The organism is Sinobacterium norvegicum (assembly GCF_923077115.1).
Lineage (GTDB): Bacteria > Pseudomonadota > Gammaproteobacteria > Pseudomonadales > Sinobacteriaceae > Sinobacterium > Sinobacterium norvegicum.
In genome coordinates this window covers 64,363-82,791 of sequence record NZ_CAKLPX010000003.1, presented here as the reverse complement: position 1 = coordinate 82,791, position 18,429 = coordinate 64,363, and the positions used below count along the sequence as shown (strand labels likewise).

General features: G+C 50.7%; 16 protein-coding genes. 7 read left to right on the top strand and 9 right to left on the bottom strand.

All coding sequences use genetic code 11. From position 1 onward, the window contains the following. Nucleotides 1-30 precede the first annotated feature (30 nt). Entirely contained in the window at nt 31-927 is an 897-nt protein-coding gene (locus L9P87_RS12255; protein WP_237445042.1) for a LysR family transcriptional regulator, read from the bottom strand. A gap of 146 nt (nt 928-1,073) precedes the next feature. On the opposite strand from L9P87_RS12255, the gene L9P87_RS12250 reads away from it, so the two are divergent. Next, a complete protein-coding gene (locus L9P87_RS12250; protein ID WP_237445041.1) occupies nt 1,074-2,816 on the top strand; it encodes an FAD-dependent oxidoreductase in 1,743 nt (580 codons plus the stop codon). A 721-nt stretch (nt 2,817-3,537) separates the two neighbouring features. Here L9P87_RS12250 and L9P87_RS12245 read toward each other — a convergent pair. The 3 genes from L9P87_RS12245 to L9P87_RS12235 form a co-directional block, all read right to left on the bottom strand. Further along, nucleotides 3,538-4,728, bottom strand: coding sequence for a CaiB/BaiF CoA transferase family protein (locus L9P87_RS12245; protein ID WP_237445040.1), 1,191 nt, complete (start codon nt 4,726-4,728; stop codon nt 3,538-3,540). A 49-nt stretch (nt 4,729-4,777) separates the two neighbouring features. Continuing rightward, nucleotides 4,778-5,959, bottom strand: a complete 1,182-nt coding sequence (locus L9P87_RS12240) for an acyl-CoA dehydrogenase (RefSeq protein ID WP_237445039.1) — start codon at nt 5,957-5,959, stop codon at nt 4,778-4,780. Between the two features lie 114 nt (nt 5,960-6,073). Further along, nucleotides 6,074-7,297, bottom strand: a complete 1,224-nt coding sequence (locus L9P87_RS12235; RefSeq protein ID WP_237445038.1) for a benzoate/H(+) symporter BenE family transporter — start codon at nt 7,295-7,297, stop codon at nt 6,074-6,076. Between the two features lie 126 nt (nt 7,298-7,423). On the opposite strand from L9P87_RS12235, the gene L9P87_RS12230 reads away from it, so the two are divergent. From L9P87_RS12230 to L9P87_RS12215, 4 genes are all read left to right on the top strand, one after another. Further along, nucleotides 7,424-7,858 carry a hypothetical protein gene (locus L9P87_RS12230; RefSeq protein WP_237445037.1) on the top strand — a complete coding sequence of 145 codons (435 nt, stop codon included), beginning with the start codon at nt 7,424-7,426 and terminating at the stop codon, nt 7,856-7,858. 218 nt (nt 7,859-8,076) lie between these two features. Beyond that, nucleotides 8,077-9,171 carry a 3-ketosteroid-9-alpha-monooxygenase, oxygenase component gene (locus L9P87_RS12225; RefSeq protein WP_237445036.1) on the top strand — a complete coding sequence of 365 codons (1,095 nt, stop codon included), beginning with the start codon at nt 8,077-8,079 and terminating at the stop codon, nt 9,169-9,171. 51 nt (nt 9,172-9,222) lie between these two features. Next, a complete protein-coding gene (locus tag L9P87_RS12220; RefSeq protein WP_237445035.1) occupies nt 9,223-10,131 on the top strand; it encodes a VOC family protein in 909 nt (302 codons plus the stop codon). Between the two features lie 52 nt (nt 10,132-10,183). Next, the gene (locus L9P87_RS12215; protein ID WP_237445034.1) at nt 10,184-11,386 is read left to right on the top strand and encodes an acyl-CoA dehydrogenase family protein; all 1,203 of its coding nucleotides are present in this window, start codon (nt 10,184-10,186) and stop codon (nt 11,384-11,386) included. Between the two features lie 75 nt (nt 11,387-11,461). On the opposite strand, the gene L9P87_RS12210 is transcribed toward L9P87_RS12215, so the two are convergent. Beyond that, the gene (locus tag L9P87_RS12210) at nt 11,462-12,979 is read right to left on the bottom strand and encodes a PepSY domain-containing protein (protein ID WP_237445033.1); all 1,518 of its coding nucleotides are present in this window, start codon (nt 12,977-12,979) and stop codon (nt 11,462-11,464) included. Between the two features lie 17 nt (nt 12,980-12,996). Then, nucleotides 12,997-15,108: a TonB-dependent receptor family protein gene (locus L9P87_RS12205; RefSeq protein WP_237445032.1), complete on the bottom strand. Its 2,112-nt coding sequence runs from the start codon at nt 15,106-15,108 to the stop codon at nt 12,997-12,999. Nucleotides 15,109-15,304: 196 nt separating this feature from the next. Here L9P87_RS12205 and L9P87_RS12200 point away from each other — a divergent pair, with 196 nt between their 5' ends. Then, complete coding sequence (locus L9P87_RS12200; protein WP_237445031.1) at nt 15,305-16,189, top strand: LysR family transcriptional regulator; 885 nt, start codon at nt 15,305-15,307, stop codon at nt 16,187-16,189. Between the two features lie 53 nt (nt 16,190-16,242). Beyond that, nucleotides 16,243-17,061 carry a helix-turn-helix transcriptional regulator gene (locus L9P87_RS12195; RefSeq protein WP_237445030.1) on the top strand — a complete coding sequence of 273 codons (819 nt, stop codon included), beginning with the start codon at nt 16,243-16,245 and terminating at the stop codon, nt 17,059-17,061. A gap of 41 nt (nt 17,062-17,102) precedes the next feature. Here L9P87_RS12195 and L9P87_RS12190 read toward each other — a convergent pair whose 3' ends face one another. The 3 genes from L9P87_RS12190 to L9P87_RS12180 all read right to left on the bottom strand — a co-directional run bounded on the left by L9P87_RS12190 (nt 17,103) and on the right by L9P87_RS12180 (nt 18,376). Beyond that, entirely contained in the window at nt 17,103-17,447 is a 345-nt protein-coding gene (locus L9P87_RS12190) for a carboxymuconolactone decarboxylase family protein (protein WP_237445029.1), read from the bottom strand. Between the two features lie 28 nt (nt 17,448-17,475). Then, complete coding sequence (locus L9P87_RS12185) at nt 17,476-17,970, bottom strand: rhodanese family protein (protein ID WP_237445028.1); 495 nt, start codon at nt 17,968-17,970, stop codon at nt 17,476-17,478. Between the two features lie 109 nt (nt 17,971-18,079). After that, the gene (locus L9P87_RS12180) at nt 18,080-18,376 is read right to left on the bottom strand and encodes an ArsR/SmtB family transcription factor (RefSeq protein WP_237445027.1); all 297 of its coding nucleotides are present in this window, start codon (nt 18,374-18,376) and stop codon (nt 18,080-18,082) included. Nucleotides 18,377-18,429 lie beyond the last annotated feature (53 nt).

The window sequence follows — 18,429 nt, the reverse complement described above, 5'->3', positions numbered from 1 at the left end:
GACCTCAAAACTACCTTAGCAGATGGTGACTCACTGTGACGACAGCTGCTCAGAGAAAAAACGGATAAAGGCCATTACCCGCTCTGAATCGCGCAGGTCCTGGTGGGTGAGCAACCACAGTCCGGCACTGTCCAATCCTGCCCTGGCCACAATATTGTCAAAGGGCAGCGCCACAAGCTCGGGGTATTCCGCTGCCACCTGATGGGATAATAAGCCGACGCCCATAGCTGCACGGACAACGGTAATAATCTCGGCCATGCTGTTACTGGTCAGCGTCAGTCGCAATGCGGGCAATACCTGCTGTAATAATCGTACCGGCTGGTTCACCTCCGGCATCGGGCTGGCCTCACTGCCACTCCACAAGATCCAGCCACACTGCTCGGCGGTGGGTGCGTCATCGAACTGCCCGATATAATCACGGTGTGCATAGGCACCAAAGCCAACAGTCTGCACCTGCTTGCCCACCAGCAGCACCGGCGGCTCATTGGTTAAGCGAATCACCACGTCGGCCTCCAGCCTGGCCATGTTACTGATCTTGGCCGTCGATAGTAGCTGTAACTCAATCTGCGGATAGCGCTGATGGAAGCCTTTTAACGCCGCACTCAAATCGACAAAGGCGGTTTCTGGCATCGATACCTTCAACACCCCGCCAGCCTGGTCGCCCCGGCTCTGCGCCTTGCGCTCAAAGCTGACGGCGGCGGCCTCCATCTTCAGGCCATCGTCTAATAATGCACGGCCGACATCGGTGATGCGATAGCCCGTCTGCAGGTGATCAAACAACCTCAGCTGTAAGTTTTGCTCCAGCTGTGCCAGTCGGCGAATCACCGTCGCGTGGTTTATTTTCAGCGATTTCGCCGCTGCTGTGGCCGAGCCGTTGCGATGGACAGCCAGAAAAATTTTGATCAATTCCCAATTCATGCTGTGCATTTTTGCACAACCATTGTTAATTTGTCGACAGATTATTATTCGGTAATCGTTGATAGAATACCTGTTATCGACAGCTTATCCCTGCCATCATCCGGTAAATTTAAGCGACTAATCAACACAATACGCAACCAGCGGAGAATAAAATAATGCAATGGGATCATGAGGTAGATGTACTCGTCATCGGCTCCGGCAACGGCGCTATGACCGCTGCGCTAAGCGCCTATGAGCTAGGGCTAAAAGACGTTTTACTACTTGAGAAAGCCGATAAATTTGGCGGTACCAGCTCCGTGTCTGGCGGCGGCATTTGGATTCCTAACAGCCATTATTCCAAGGCCGCTGGCGCCCAAGACAGCCTCGATGAGGCCCGCGCCTATTTGAAAGACACCACTCCGGCCGATGAAGTACCCTGGCAGATGGTCGATAACTACCTGCAGAATGCCCCAAAAATGCTGAAATTTTTATCTGAACGCAGCGAACATATCGATTATATCTCCCTGGGTCATTATCCCGATTACTATATGCAGAGCCCCGGTGCCCGTGATGGTCACCGCTCGCTCGAGCCACAGCCGATCAAGAAATCTGACCTCGGCGACGATATGCACAACCTGGTCGACACCCACCATATGATTTATATGCTGGACCGTATCGGTATGACCCAGGAGGAGGCGCAGATATTGATGACCCGCGCCAAGGGCTGGATCGGCCTAACGATGAAGTTGTTTGCCAACTACCTCACCGACTTCGGCTGGTTATTTAAGAATAAACGCTCCCGTCGAATTACCTGTGGTAGCGCCGGTGTTGCCCGCCTATTCCTCGCCCTCAAAGACCGCAACATCCCCCTTTGGTTAGAGTCACCGATGAAAGAGTTAATCACCGAGGACGGCAAGGTCGTCGGTGTGCTGGCCGAGAAGAACGGTAAGCCCTATCGCATCAAAGCTAACAAGGGCGTTATTCTCGCCGCTGGGGGGTTTGAGAAGAATCAGCAAATGCGCGATCAGTATCTGCCCAAGCCAACCAATGCCTCCTGGTCTGGCGGCGTCGATACCAATACCGGCGATGCTCACATTGCTGGCATGGCCGTCGGTGCCGATACCCGCTTAATGAACTCGGCCTGGTGGTGTACCACTATTTCAGCACCCGATGAGCCAGCACCACGTCTGGCCATTATCGAGAAATCGATGCCCGGCTCCTGCGTGGTCAATATGCGCGGTGAACGTATTGCCAATGAGTCACAAAATTATATGGCCTATCAGCGTGAGTTGTTCGACAAACACTCTGCCGACAGCGAACAGGTTCCTGCCTATATGGTATTCGACAATCGCTTCCGCAAGGAATATGTTGTTGGCCCATTACTGACCAAGGGGCTGCGCCCCGACAGCCAGTTGCCCAAGAGTTATTTCGAAAACGGCTTTATGGCCATCGCCGATAACATCGACGATCTGGCCGATAAACTCGGCATCGATAAGGCCGGCTTAAACAGCACGGTTAAGAATATGAACGAGGACTCTGTCGCTGGTAAAGACCGTGAGTTTGGCCGTGGCGATACCGCCTACGATCAATACTATGGCGATGCCACTGTCACACCAAACCCCTGTATGGCACCGATCAACGAGGGGCCGTTCTATGCTATTCGTATCGATCCCGGTGATTTCGGTACCCACGGTGGCCTGCAGACCAACATCAACGCTCAGGTGATCCGTGAGGATGGCAGTGCCATCGATGGTCTCTATGCCTGCGGTAACTGTTCGGCGGCGATTCTACCCACCTACCCAGGCCCCGGTTCAACCCTCGGCCCAGCGATGACCTACGGTTGGCTGGCCGCCAAGCATTTGGCCGGCGTCGAAAACGAAGCGGTCTTCCGCGAGCTACAAGAGACAGCAAGCGCCTAGGCACTTCGCGCTATTCTCGATTAAACGCAGCGATTTATCGCTGCTTTTTTTTACTTTTAATTTGACAAATTTCAGGCAAAAAAAAGCCGTATTCAAATAAGTGAATACGGCACAATACCTTGGATGTTGGAAAGACACGTCACTGTGTCAACGCAATCATTATTGCTAAAGATGAGGTATATCAACATTCGTAATTGTACCTAAGCATTCTAAATAATTACTCATCTTACAAATAGCACAAAAAAATGCAGGCTAACTTCTTAGCCTGCATTTTTTATCAGCAACAATGTAATCTTTATACGCGCTTCCATTGATAACAGGCAATGCCCTGTTTTTTCATATGAAGATAGTAACGATTTTGTTCTGTGGCGCTACGAAAGGCGCGGGTAGTTGGCGTTAAAGAGTGTTCTGTCGTGACATAGTACATGGTCGCAAACCCCGTAATTTCATCTGATTATGTTTTTTAAAATGACTTACATCAAATCGGTATGAAGATTTTATATGATCAAATGTTGAAACGTGTATGCGTAAAACTACGTAAGGACTTAAAAAACCCCCAAGATAAACCCGTAAGTATCTATTTATTATGAATAAATATTTTTTAATTTCTCAACTTTTTTTACATTTTTTTAATCAAGACGACTTGAAGCGTACCTATTATTCAACATCGAGTGTGAGGAGACGATAAATTTCGCTATCAGGAGTAACACAAAAAGAGTCACTATCGACCGTCGTCAACACTGCATAACATCGCCAACACTTGTTCCGTATGTTGACCTAGCATCGGTGGCGGCAGCACATACTCTGCCGGCGTTCGTGACATCTTAATCGGATTGGCAACCAGAGTGAGACTATCGTTTAACGGATGCGCCACATCGATTTTCATCTGCCGCGCTATAATTTGAGGGTGCTCAAACACTTCATCGATGGTATTGATTGGGCCAGCTGGCACTCCGGCAGCGGCGAACTCTGCCAACCATTGGTCACGGCCTTTATCCAACATTCGGCGCTGTAGTAACGGCACCAGCGCGTCGCGGTTCAGTACTCGCTGCTCATTGCTGGCGTAGTCAGCATCCTCAGCCAATTCCGCCAACCCTAACACCTCAACATAACGTTGGAATTGACTGTCGTTGCCAACGGCGACAATACAGTGTCCATCGGCAACAACAAAACTTTGATAGGGAACAATATTAGGATGCGCATTACCCAGACGCGTTGGCGTCTTACCGCCTAGCAAGAAATTACTGGCCTGGTTGGCCAAGGTGGCCGCGGTGACATCGAGCAGAGCCAGATCGATGTATTGACCAAGGCCTGACTGATGGCGCTCGTTCACTGCCGCCAGTATACCGATGGTCGCGTACAGCCCGGTCATAATATCGGTCAACGCCACACCGACCTTCTGCGGCCCAGCACCCGCCTCACCATCGGCGGCACCAGTGACACTCATCAAGCCCCCCATCGCCTGAACTAAAAAATCATATCCCGGGCGCGACGCCATCGGGCCATCTTGGCCAAAGCCAGTAATCGAGCAATAGATAATCCGGGGGTTAATCGCCGCCAGGCTTTGATAGTCCAAACCGTATTTAGCGGCGCCGCCCACCTTAAAGTTTTCGATCACAATGTCGGCATCGGTGGCCAAGGCCTTTAATTGTTGCTGGCCCTGGTCACTATGCATATCGATACAGACGGATTTTTTACCCCGGTTAGTGCTGGCAAAATAGGCCGATTCCTGTGTCGGATCGCCATGATTATCCGCCATATATGGCGGCCCCCAGCGACGCGTATCATCGCCACTTTGCGGCCGCTCAACCTTGATCACCTCGGCGCCGAAATCCGCCAGACACTGACTGGCCCATGGACCGGCCAATACCCGTGATAAGTCCAGCACTTTCAACCCGCTTAACGCACCCATTGCTCTCTCCGCCACTCTTTGTAGTTAACAGTACCGCCAAAATACTCGACTAAAACGCCGGGATACCGGTCTGATTACGACCGAGAATTAAACCGTGAATATCGTGCGTCCCCTCATAAGTGTTGACCACCTCAAGATTCATCATATGGCGCATAATAGGGTACTCATCAGAGATGCCGTTACCGCCTAACATGTCCCGTGCGGTGCGCGCGATGGCCAGCGACTTGCCGCAGGAGTTACGCTTAATCAGTGAAATCAAATCCGGTGCAATACCTTCACCGTCCATCATCTGGCCAGCCCTAAAACAGCCCTGCAACGCTAGGCTGAGCTCAGTTTGCATATCAGCCAGTTTCATCTGTACCAGCTGCGTTGCCGCCAGCGGGCGACCAAACTGTTTACGTTCAAGAGTATACTCTCGAGCGGTATGCCAGCAGGTTTCAGCGGCGCCCAGAGCCCCCCAGGCAATGCCGTAACGGGCATTATTCAAGCAACCAAACGGGCCTTTCAATCCTTTCACCTTGGGCAGCAAGGCATCCTCGGCAACCAACACCTCGTCCATCACTATCTCGCCGGTAATCGAGGCGCGCAAGGCCTGCTTACCTTCTATTTTAGGGGTGCTCAAACCAGCCATTCCCCGCTCAAGAATAAAGCCACGGATCTCTCCATCATCGGTCTTTGCCCAGACGACAAAGACATCGGCAATCGGGCTGTTGGTAATCCACATCTTGGCGCCACTGAGGCTGTAACCACCCTCGACACTGCGGGCGCGGGTGATCATGCCGCCAGGGTCTGAACCGTGGTCGGGTTCGGTCATGCCAAAGCAACCAACCCATTCACCACTGGCAAGCTTAGGAAGATAACGTTGACGCTGAGTCTCGGTGCCATAGGCATAAATAGGATACATTACCAGTGATGATTGCACGCTCATCATCGAACGATAACCCGAGTCGACGCGCTCAATTTCTCGCGCCACCAAGCCATAACTGATGTAGTCAACGCCGGGGCAGCCATAACCTTCGATGGTAGAGCCCAGCAAACCCAGCGCCCCCATCTCTTTAAATAGTTCACGATCAACCGTTTCATTGCGGTAGGCCTGGCGGACCCGTGGCAATAATTTTTCCTGAGCATATTGGCGGGCAGTATCTCGTACCATCCGCTGCTCCTCAGTCAGCTGCTGCTCTAAACCAAAAGCATCCTGCCAGTCCATTTTTTGCCAAGGCTTAATCGCCATGCTGTCTACTCCACATTGAATGATTGATAGAGTAAAAATAGCAAGCCACTATAGATAAATAAAATATATTATATCTATAGAATTGATATATTTTATATATAAATAGATATATATCTATTTATCCTCATCGACAGGCTTTAACACCGGTATTGCATGATAGGCCAACAAGCCGAGTAACAACCCCCAAAAAGCACTGCTTACCCCCAATAATGAAAAGCCCGAAGCTGTTATCAACAACGTAATCAGCGCGGCCTCTCGTCCCTGAGCTGGCTCGAATGAAGCCGCCAAACTGTTAGCCGTTGTTGCCAACAGCGCCAGCCCAGCAATGGCTGCAATCAATTCGGCGGGAAAAACTGTAAACACCGCCACCACCGTGGCACCAAACAGGCCGGCCACCAAATACAATATACCGGCCCAAACACTGGCAAAATAGCGCTTACTTGGGTCGGGGTCAGCCTCTTTACCCATACAAATCGCCGCAGTAATGGCTGCCAGATTAAAGGCAAAGCCACCAAAAGGCGCCAACAAAATCCCTGTGAACCCGGTCCAACTGATTAACGGCGAAGACGGCGGGCGGTATTGGTAGGCCTGTAATACGGTGATGCCGGGAATATTTTGTGAGGCCATGGTGACCACAAACAACGGAATACCGATACCAACCAGGGCGCTGACATTCCAGCTCGGCCAGGTTAGTACAGGGGCTGCCAAGCGTACTTCCATGGCCGCGAGGTTGAGTAATCCCAATCCTCCTGACATCGCAATACCAACACACAGCGTCAAGAGAATACTCAATCGTGGCGAATATCGTCGGCAGACAAAGTAGCTGGCCAACATCAAAATCACCAACAACCACTGGCTTTGCATGGCAATAAACAGGTTGAGACCAAACTGTAACAACACCCCGGCCAACATGGCCGAGGCTAGGTTGGTAGGAATGACCCGCATCAGTTGCTTAAACCATCCGGTAATACCAAATAGCAGAATAAGTGACGAGCTGAAAATAAACACCCCGATCGCATCCGACATCATCAGCCCAGGCAAGCTGGTGACTAACAAGGCTGCACCCGGTGTCGACCAAGCGGTTAGAATCGGCATGCGATACCACAGCGACAAGCCGATACTGCTCAAACCCATGCCAATACCAATGGCCCACATCCACGAGCTGATCTCAGCCTCACTGGCGCCCGCCGCACCCGCTGCCTGAAAAATAATCACCGCAGAACTGGAATAGCCCACCACCACAGCGATAAATCCAGCGGTGAATCGGGAAAGATTAAATAATCCCAACATGATGACAGTCGCTCTTATTTTCAATGATAATTTAGCATTGTGCGTCATAACACGCCCTGCTGATAGCCCATATTCTGTAAGCCGAACAAACATTTGACGGAGAACAATACAGCGCCTCGATTGCTGCCACTTCTTCTATACTGAGGCTACTGAATAAAAAAGAAAAACAGAGCCATGGCGACAGAAAATTTCGAAGCAAAGATTAAAACCTATCAGTTCACCGCTATATTCAGCATTATTTTTGCCCTGGTGGGTTTCAGTTATAACACTTGGCGGCTTGAAGTCAGTGAAGATAACAGCAATATTCGCACCGCTTCGTTCCAGGTGTTATCGGCACTATCCGAGCTCGAACAACTGATCTATATCGGCCACTATGATATGAATACCAGTGAGGGCAACCCTCGGATTGGCTGGATCAAAATTGGCCTGATCAACGATCTCAGTGCCTTAATTGATGACGACACCCAGCATCAGGCAGAGCAACTACGACAGCTTTGGGCCGACAAGTGGCACAGTTTCAACGACAGCCGTAGCGACACCGACCAATTAGTCGCCGCCATCGACGCGGTCAGAGCGGCGATCAAGGTCAGGCTTGGCCAATTGCAATAAGCCATATTGACTCATCGCAACTAAATTCGGTCTAATTCGCTAACTAAACAAAGCTTAACAGTTGACTTAAAAGCGATATAAAACAACCACATAACATCTTATCGCGACCACCAAAATACCCACACAAAGTGTAGGGTCGTCTTAACGGACGAGGTCAGGCAGTACGCTCTTCACCATACTACTGAACAACGAAGCAGCGTCTAACAGAGAGAACAATAATGATCGCAACTGACCGCAAACCCCATGTTATCGAACAAAAAATTTGGCCAGAACGCTATGCCCGTGGCTGGCATGTCTTAGCAAAAGCCGATGCGATTACCAGCACCCCACAAATGTATAACTACTTTGGTACCCGTGTTGTCGCCTACCGTGGCGAGGACGATAATGCCGTCCATGTTCTCGACGCTTACTGCCCGCACATGGGTGCCGATTTAAGCAAGGGCTGCGTCAGCGGCAACTCCTTAGTCTGTCCATTCCACGCCTGGAGCTGGGGTGCCGACGGGGTCTGTGATGACATCCCCTACGCTAAAAACATTCCCAGCAAGGCGGTAATTAAGTCATGGCCGGTATTGGAGAAAAATGGTTTATTAATGGTCTGGAACGACCCAGAGGGCAATCTGCCGATTGCCGAGCAAGAACCGGCTAAGATTGACGATTACTACTCGGGCGAGTGGACCGACTGGGTGATGAATCAGGTGCCGATTCAAAGCCACTGCCGCGAATTGGTCGACAATATGGCCGATATGGCGCATTTTGGCCCAGTTCACTATACCGCCGTTGAGTCGTTCAGCAACAAAATGAAAGGCCATGAATTCACTCAATTCATGGTAGGAGGCCACGAGATCTTAACCTCCGGCGAGGTTCCCATGACCTCTATCGCCCACTATGAAGGGCCTGCCTATATGACAACAACCATGACCGGCATGATGGACGACAAGCCTGTCGCCGTGCACTTATTGGTCAGCCATATTCCTGTCAGTACCAAGGAGTTTCACATCAACTTCGGCGTCATGATGAAGAAGATCGAAGGTGTTAGTGAAGAAGAAAACAAACAAATGGTAGCCGAATACACCAAGCTCACCATCGAGTCTTTCCAGCAAGATATTGAGATTTGGGATAATAAAATTCTCAATGACAACCCGGTACTCTGCGACGGCGACGGCCCCGTCAACTTGGTACGTAAATGGTATCAGCAGTTTTACACTGACATCGCCGATATCTCACCACAGATGACAAAAGAACGCAGTCACGTCACCGTCGAAGGTCCCAGTGTCGAAGAAACGCTGGCTAAAATGCATCAGTCCGCTGCTTAAACCTTCAGTGAGAGGGGCTCCCCTCTCACCACTCACTCAATGGAACACCCTATGGATATTCGCAGCCTTGGCTATGTTGAAATCGAATCTACCGATTTAACTAAGTGGCGTAAATTTGGCACCGAAGTACTCGGCTTAATGGTCGCCAATAATATGCCTGATGACGGCAACCTCTATCTACGTATGGATGAGTGCCCCTATCGCTTTCGCATCGTGTCAAGTGATAAAGACAGACTCAACACCATCGCCTGGGAAGTACCCGGGGAAAAAGCCTTTGAGCAGGCGCTGCAAGAACTCGAGGCCGCCGGCGTCAGCTATCAGCGCGGCAGTCAGCAGCAGGCCGATGACCGCTGCGTTCGCGGCTTTGTCAGCTTTACCGACCCAGGCAATCACAATGTTGAAATTTTCTACAACATGAAACTCGACTACGCGTCGCTGATCTCTCCGGTGGGTGTGAAAAACTTTGTCACCGGCCACAACGGCGACATGGGGTTAGGCCACATCGCCATGCCAACCTCAGACCTCGCAGCCTCACACAAATTTTATACCGAGGTCATGGGTTTTGGTCAGGTTGACTACATGCACTTTAATTTCTCCGGCAATACCGATGATCCGGGCCAGGGTCTGCATTTCTTGCATGTCAACAACCCCCGTCATCACTCTCTGGCATTGTTTCAAGATGCCAATCCCCATGCCGGTGACTGTGTCCATATGATGATCGAGGTTGAAGATATACACACTGTCGGCCATATGATGGACCGCGTCCATCAACACGAGGTCAGGACGGTAACCGGTTTGGGCTGCCATACCAACGACGAAATGATCTCCGTCTATGTAGAAACGCCGGCTGGTTTTGCCATGGAATATGGCTATGGCGGATTACAGGTCGACTGGGCTACTTATACCCCGACGGAAAGCGCCGTGCCAAGTACCTGGGGACACCGCTGGGGCCAGGGTTAACCCCTCCCTCAATGACAAAAAAATACAATGTGATACTGAGCAGGATAAAATAATGACAACACGCGATTGGAAACACCAAAACCTCGAATTAAAAAACCGTTTATACAGCAGCGCCAGAACCATGGTGCCACTGATTCGCCAACGCGCTAACGAAACAGCTGAGCTTGGAAAACTACCGGACGCCACTATTGCCGAGATGCAAGAGGCCGGATTTTTCCGCATTATGCAACCAGCACGTTACGGCGGCTACGAGCTTGAGCCACACGTTTTTTTCGAGGTACAGATGATCCTCGCCGAGGGCTGTATGTCGACGGCCTGGGTACTGGGCGTGGTCGCCATTCACAACTGGCAGCTGGGCCTGTTCGACGACAAGGCGCAGCAGGATGTGTGGCAGGATAACGATGCAACGTTAATCTCCAGCTCTTATATGCCCGTCGGCAAGGTGACTCATACCGAGGGCGGCTATATGCTCAGCGGTAAGTGGGGCTTTTCCTCCGGCTCAAAGCACTGTGACTGGGCCTTCCTGGGCGCCATGGTACCACCGGCAGAAGAGGGCGGTGCACCAGATTACTGTACCTTCCTAGTGCCCCGCGCCGATTATCAAATCGTCGACAACTGGAACGTCTCCGGCCTCGAAGGCACCGGTTCTAACGATATTGTCGTCGACAACGTCTTTGTTCCTGCCCACCGCTTACATCGCTCGTTAGATGGATATAATTGCGACAACCCAGGCAACAGTGTCAACCTCAACCCGGTGTTCCGTCTGCCCTTTGGTCAGATCTTCCCGCGGGCGGTCTCGACCTCATCGATCGGCGCACTGCAGGGTGCGCTGACGGCATTTATCACCGTCAACAAAAATCGCACCGGTCTCAACGACGGCGCACGGGCAGCCTTAGACCCACAGGCTCTTTACGCCGCCGCCACCGCCGAGGCTGTCATCGACGAGTGTCGTACGGTTTTATTTCGTAACTTCGATCGTCAGATGGATGCGGTCAATGGCGCCGAGCCACTGACCACAGAAGAACGGGTAAAAATGCGTTTTGACGCCTCTGCGGTTTCGAAAAAATGTACCGACGCGATGAATGAGTTATTCCTCAGTTGCGGCGCCCAGGGAATTTTTAAAGATCACCCGATCAACCGCAGCTGGTTAGATATTAACGCCGGCCGCACCCATGTCGCCAACAATGCCTTTAAGCTAGGTCGCAACTTGGGCTCGCTACAATTTGGTTTTGATAATACCGATTTCTTCCTCTAGCACACTCTCTCAGAGCACTCGAACAAAAAAACAGCGCATACGCGCTGTTTTTTTTGCTCGCCGTATCGTCAAAACTTACCGACGACGCATTACCACACCGAGTGCCGCCAAGGCCAAGGCCAGCAACAGCACCAATACCATCAAGGCATCGCGGTACTCTCGGCCCAGTATCGGCGTTAGCATATTCCATTTATGCAACTGCGAGAAAGACACCCCCTCCCACTGCTGCGCTGAGGTGACATGCTCAACCACCAAGCCCGAGAATGTGTCGACAAAAATAATATCGTTGCTTTGTTGCGGTAATGTGATCTTCCATACCGGCAGGCGCTTGTGGCGAAAATCATATCCGCCACCGAAACGGCTGACCTTCTCAACCGTCAAATCCTTGTCATCAAGAGTGAAGTCACGACGCTGTAAATAGTCCAACGCCAACGAGCGGGCAACCTGTCGATCGCTGAATGTCTGCGGCTGCATGGCTGGCAAGTCAAAATAGTAACCGCCCTGCTCTCGGCCAATACCATCGAAACGTTGATTGCGTATCGAGGTAGGGGACTCATAGTGGTCATGTTCCCTCTGCAGCTTAGACTTTTTATCGGCGGCAACACTGGCACGTAAGTACGCCCTGCCCTGATGACTGATAACGCTGATCTGATGCAATGGCTGATCCTGATCAGCAAGAACACCGACAACATCGTGAGTCTCGACGCCGACAACACCATTAATTCTGACTACATCGGGTAACGCAGCCAACTGCAAACCTTGGCCATATTGTTGTTGCAGTAAGTGATAAGCGCCACTGATAATAAAGCCCAGCAGCGGCAAGCAAACCAGCCAGGCTAAACGACGGTGGAAGCGCTGGCCGGCCGAGCGATAATGACGTCGTCGCAAAACGAGTAACAGCGTCACACCGGAGGCTGTCAACGCCAGCAGAACCAGTAATAGATACAGCATAATGGCAACGCGTAGCGTTGGATAATAATCCAACCAAGACCAGCTGTGCAGGTTTTTAAAAACCCATTGCAGCGAGGTCTTCCAATGATTATTCAATCCGGCTAAGGCATTTGTCTCAGTATGAACATAAGCCGACAAGCCACTGTCATTAGCAAAACTGACGCGATAAACCGGCAGTAAACGGTTAACCGATGGGTAGTCTGTTGAGAACTTATCTATCCATTCGACCGCCTCAACATCAGCAGCCTCACCGGTGTAATAACGGGCCAGCCAAATTGCCTGCGCCCTATCATCATAGCGATCACTGCCATCAACCTCTTCGCCGATGCCCTGCTGCAGCGATACATACTGTCGCCGGCCGCCAGCATCCGACAGCTGCATCATTGCGCCCTGTTTGGTGGCAACCAACTTAACCAATCGCGCCTGCTCAACCGCCGGATGGCCTAACTGCCGACTGAAGATTGCCATTGTCTGCTGCTCAACCACAAGACTCGGCGGCGAGAAAACCAAAGATTGCGGCCCGGTCCATACCATCAATGGATGACTGAGCGCCGACACCACAAAAACGATCAGAGAAACCAATGCCGACCACAATAACCAACGATGCAAACGCATCGACTGCTGAAGTAAAAATTTTTTCATTTTTATATCTGTCGCTATTAAAAACTATAGGTAAAGCCGCCATAGAAACTGCGTGGCTGACCAGGACGATAATGAATTTCATCATCGCCGACCTGATTTGAGGTGTAGGTTGAGTAGCGTTCATCACTGAGATTTTGTAGCCTGGCATATAGCCTCCAATGATTGTCGACCGCATAGGCAGCACGCAGATTGAACAGGTCGTGTCCGGCATAGCTGGCAGTATTGGTGACATCGGTGTAGTACTCACCCAGGTGCTGCCATTCCAGCTCAAACTGTACTCCGGGCAACATCATCGGCGCATAAGCCAGGCTAATATTAGCAATGGTTTCCGGCGCCTTGGCGACAGTATTACCGCTGACATCAACATTCTCGCTGGGGTAACAACAGGTATAACTAAAGCTCTCGTAGCGCTGTTTGGTTTTGGTCCAAGCAAGGGCGTAGCTAAGCTCTTCTGTTATATCGCCAAACAGCGACAACTCCACCCCCTGATGTGAGGTCTCGCCCGCGTTGTAGGTATTACGTTGGTAGCCATCAATCACGGTCACCAAATCGTCATTGATCAACATATGATAAAGCGCGGCCTCATAGTACAGCCACTCGGTGATCAAGCCCCGAGCCCCCAACTCGAAACTATCCGCCTTGATCGGTTCAAGTTGATCGCTGTTTTCCGTGCTACCCGAGCGGAACAAGGTTCCCGTCGACGGCACACTAAAGGCGTGTCGATAATTGAAATAGGCATCATGCTGGCCATTAATTTGATAAACCAAACCAAATTTAGGGCTCATGTGTTCGAACGATACGCTCTGGTCCTCCGGCCGCAGGTGCGTCACAGGACGGCCTAGCTGCGGAATAAAAATAGAGTCCGGCGCATCGGCCGATAGGTTATCGTCGTAGTCGACTCTGAAATAGTCATAACGAAGACCGGCCGTCAGCAATAATTTTTCGCTCAACTGGCTTTCAAAATGAATATACGGCGACAGCGAGGTTTGATTGGCATCGTAATCGTAGGAGGTATGCCCCAGCGGGGTATAACCGGTATAGATGTCGCCATTTTGCTGATGCGACACCGCCTGTTCGTTATAACTCGACGGCGTGTAATCGACGTCGAGCCCTAATATAACGTTGTTATTATCATTAAGATCAAATTGGTACTGGGTTAAAAAACCCAAGGATTGAAACGTCGTCTCACGTTCATTAGGGTCATAGGTCACCATCCATGATGGCGCCATAGCAGTGGTGTTATTGCGATAATATGGCGTGATACTCACCGAGGAGTGGGGGCTTAACTGCAGCGAAAATTCTGATGACAAGCGAAGCGCCTGTACCTCTCTGAACGCAGTGTCACCTTGAAAATAATTTTTACTCGGGTCGTTTTTGTAATCGTCTTCGGTTAAATCCGATACCCCACTCTGTTCAACCTCAGTATAAGAAAGCAGTGTTTTTATCTGCAGATCGTCGCTTGCATTGTAATCCCAACGACCGGTAAACGACTGTCGATTGTAGTCCCCATCATCTCGAAAGCCCTCGTTCGCGGTGACGTTAACATCCAGCTTAACCCCGTGTTTACCCAATGTCGTCGAGCCCGACAACAGCCCCCGCTGCCAGCCATCGGAACCCAGTTCGGCATTGATCGTGGCCGAGGCAGTTTCAGAGGGCGGTGCCGTCAAACTGTTAATCACACCGCCAATGGCATCGCTGCCATAAAGCGCCGAACCCGGTCCCTTAACCACCTCTAATTGACCACTCTGGGGAATGTTAACCTCGTACAGGGCATTGTGATTAAAAAATCCTGTGGGCCGAATCGGCAGTCCATCCTCCAAAAACAAATACACCCCACGGGTAGAGATAGGCTGACGAATCGCCGTCATATGCCCTTCACCACCCAGGTTATTAATATGTACGCCTGCAGCGCGGTTCAACATTTCACTGGGATGAGAGGGAGAGACAAACTCAATCTCTTGTTGTTCAAACGCTGTCAGTGACTCACTGAGGTCACGCTTAGATTGTTCTGACCGTGTTGCGGTCACTACCACGGTTTCGAGTTTATTCACTGGTCGGTCAACGGAGGCCCCGACACTGAGCGGGGTAGCGAGTACCATCCAACAGCAGAGAGTGTGTGTTTTGCGCATAAATACAACAGCCATAACGTGAGATTTATTATGGCGGCGATCATAGCCCAGGGACATAAACCGCGGAATGTGACAAATTGTCGCAACCGGTAATACGATAACGGCTCGCCGCCACAAAGTAGCGTGAAAAATCACCGCGGTTTCAGTTACACTGAAACAAACTTCCGCTGCGCTAAGTAATGAGACACTGCCAATTATGGATCTACGTAAACTCGAAATTTTTTTAGCCGTGGCCAAGCAACAGAGTTTTAGCCGTGCTGGCGAACAACTTCATATGGCTCAGCCGGCGGTGAGCATTGCCATTAAAAAACTCGAAGAAGAGTTTGGCGTGACACTGATTGAGCGTCAAAATCGCCAGATACGATTGACCAAGGAAGGCAGGCAAACCCAGCAATTAGCCGAGGAGCTGCTGCTCAAGGCCAAATTATTGAGTCAATCAATCAGCGACATGGGAGATTTAACCCGGGGCGAGATAGCCATTAGCTGCCCCTCCATGGTGGCCACTTATTTACTGCCCAGCGTGTTAACGCGATTTCTTGCCGCCTACCCTGGCTTAACCGCCGAGGTAACCCAGGCAGGTACCAGCCTGATCGAACAACAACTGTTACGCGAGGAAATTGAACTGGGCGTTATCACCATTGGCGAACACAGCGATGAACTGGAATTAACAGCATTAATCGATGAGCAGGTCATACTGTTGGTCAATCAAAAGCACCGCTGGGCTGGGCAGAAAAAACTGCAAATCAGCCAGCTCGACAGTGCCGCCATGGTACTTTACGAAAACGATTATTATATTCGCCGCGCCTTTGACAAGCTCTGCCAGAAACATCAGGTGTATCCCGATATTCGCATGCAAACCAACTTTTTACCGCTGATCAATGAAATGGTTAAAAGCGGCCTCGGCGCCACCATCGGTCTGTCGGTGATGGCGCAACAGGAGCAGCAATTAGTCCCCATTGCACTGGAGCCCAAGATTGGCCTAAGAATGGCCGTTGCAAAGAAGAAAAACCGTGTCATTTCCAAGGCCAATCAAACCCTGCTAGCCTGGCTGGCCAGCCATGGTTTAACGCTGGATAAGTAAACCCTTAGCAGGGTATGATGTCGGCCTATCCACTAAAAGCCGCTAACTATTTTATGTCCTTGCTTGCTGAATACAATCTCGCCCTGAGCACCGTCATCAAAACCTGCAACAGCCAGGGTTTTCCCACCGCCATAGCAACATTACTGCGCACCCTGGTTGAGTCTAATGATATTACGCTGATCATCTACCGCGACACGGCGATGCCGCAAATAGAGTTTTTTATGTCGCCTGAGGGTGAAAGCAACCTCGACATGTTCCGCAGCGGTGTATTCTTAATAGACCCATACTACTTGGCGGCAGCAAAAGATAACAAGAGTGGCTTTTTCGCTCTCAAAGAGCTCACCCCCAAAGGTTTCAAAAATAGCGAGTATTACAAAACCTGGTATCGCCACAGCGGCCTGCACGATGAATGCGGTTATTTAATCCCGATAGACGACGGTTTTATTAACCTGTCGGTGGGCCGTACCGACAGCTACCCAAAATTCAACAAGGCACTGCTGAGCTTTCTGGCTGAGATAGAGCCAACCATCTCGGCCCTGTGTCAACGCCATTATAATAATACCAAGCCAGCGACCAGCGCCACCGATGACGACCGACTGCCTAAGCAATTACAAACCGCCCTCGATAATTTTGGCAGCACGGTATTAACCGACAGAGAGCAGCAGGTGGTCAACATGCTAATGCACGGCCACTCGACCAAATCGATAGCCGAGATACTGTGCATCTCTACCGAGACGGTTAAACTACACCGTAAAAAGAGCTACGCCAAACTCGATATCAACTCACAGTCCGAGTTGTTTTATCTGTTTATCGACTCGTTAATGAGTGTCAAAGGCTACAAGAGCGGCGACACCCTAAGCAGTTATTTATAACACATCAGCACCTCATGCCAGCGGTGCTGACAGAGCACCAATCAACGAGTGGCAAACTCGTCGTAGGCGTGCATGGCCTCGGCGGCATACATTAACGATGGGCCACCACCCATGTACACGGCCATCCCCAGAGTCTCTTCAACCTCCTGCTTTGTCGCCCCCAAGCGCACCAGCGCCTTGGTATGGAAACCAATACAGCCATCGCAGTGAGCGGCTACACCAAGGGCCAGGGCAATCAACTCCTTGGTTTTCTCATCCAGGCTGCCATCGGCTGTTGCACTTTTAGCCATCTGGCTGAAACCGGCCATCAACTCAGGCATCGATTTCTGCATCTCGCCCATACCACGGCTGATGTTACGGGTAATTTCTTTATAAGACTTGCTCATCGTTCTTTCCTCTGTGCTCGTTAATCGATTATTTGTTCCACGGTGCCAGGGCTAATACTCTGGCCATGCCGCAAAAACCGGTGGCGCCAGCCAGGGTTAAACCGCCACCAATAAACAGCGTGGCATAGGCAAATGCGGGACTTACTGCCAGTACTAACAGCGAAAAAAGCAGCAGCAATACGCCGGCCGACAAGAAAACTTGACGCTGTAATGGCAGTGTTCCACTCGCCTCTCCAACGGTTTCCTTACCCTCGCTATTCCAGCGGTTAAGCCCCCCTTCTAAAATGTATATCTCTTTGTCGGCAATAGCGTTCCACTGTGCCTCGTGCATACCGGTACGCATGCCTCCCTGGCAATACACCAAGACCTGTTGCGCCGACACCTGATCAAGTTGCTCGGGCTGTACCAGACAGCTACCGGCAATAGATTGCGCCTGATGATCTGCCTCAGATCGTATATCCAAGCACAACATTTGCTGACGCAGCTGATCGAAACGCTCGCTATTAATCACCTCAACCGTCATGACACTCTCCTCACAATTATTTGATGTTACACAACAAAATTAGGTAACACTAAATTAGATAATACTAATATTATACAGGTAAAAAAAGGCCTTTCAGCCTTGCCGCCTGTTACTGGCAGTATATCTCGTACAACACAGCAAGAATCTTCGCCACCTCAGGCTTGGCCAGGCGATAATAAACCACCTGCGACTCCTTGCGTGTCGACACCAAGCCATGTTCGCGTAATACAGCCAGATGTTGTGACAGTGCCGATTGAGACAGCGGTAACTGCTGATTCATTTCACCGACCGAATGCTCTTTCTCAAGCAGCATACAAATCGTCATTAAACGATTGGGGTTCGATAAAACCTTTAACAGGTTGGCTGCCTCGCGGGCATTGTCTTGCAATTGCTCAAACTCTTTCATGACATCTATATTAGCAAACCCTAATATTATCGCAATCAGTATTTTCCACAACC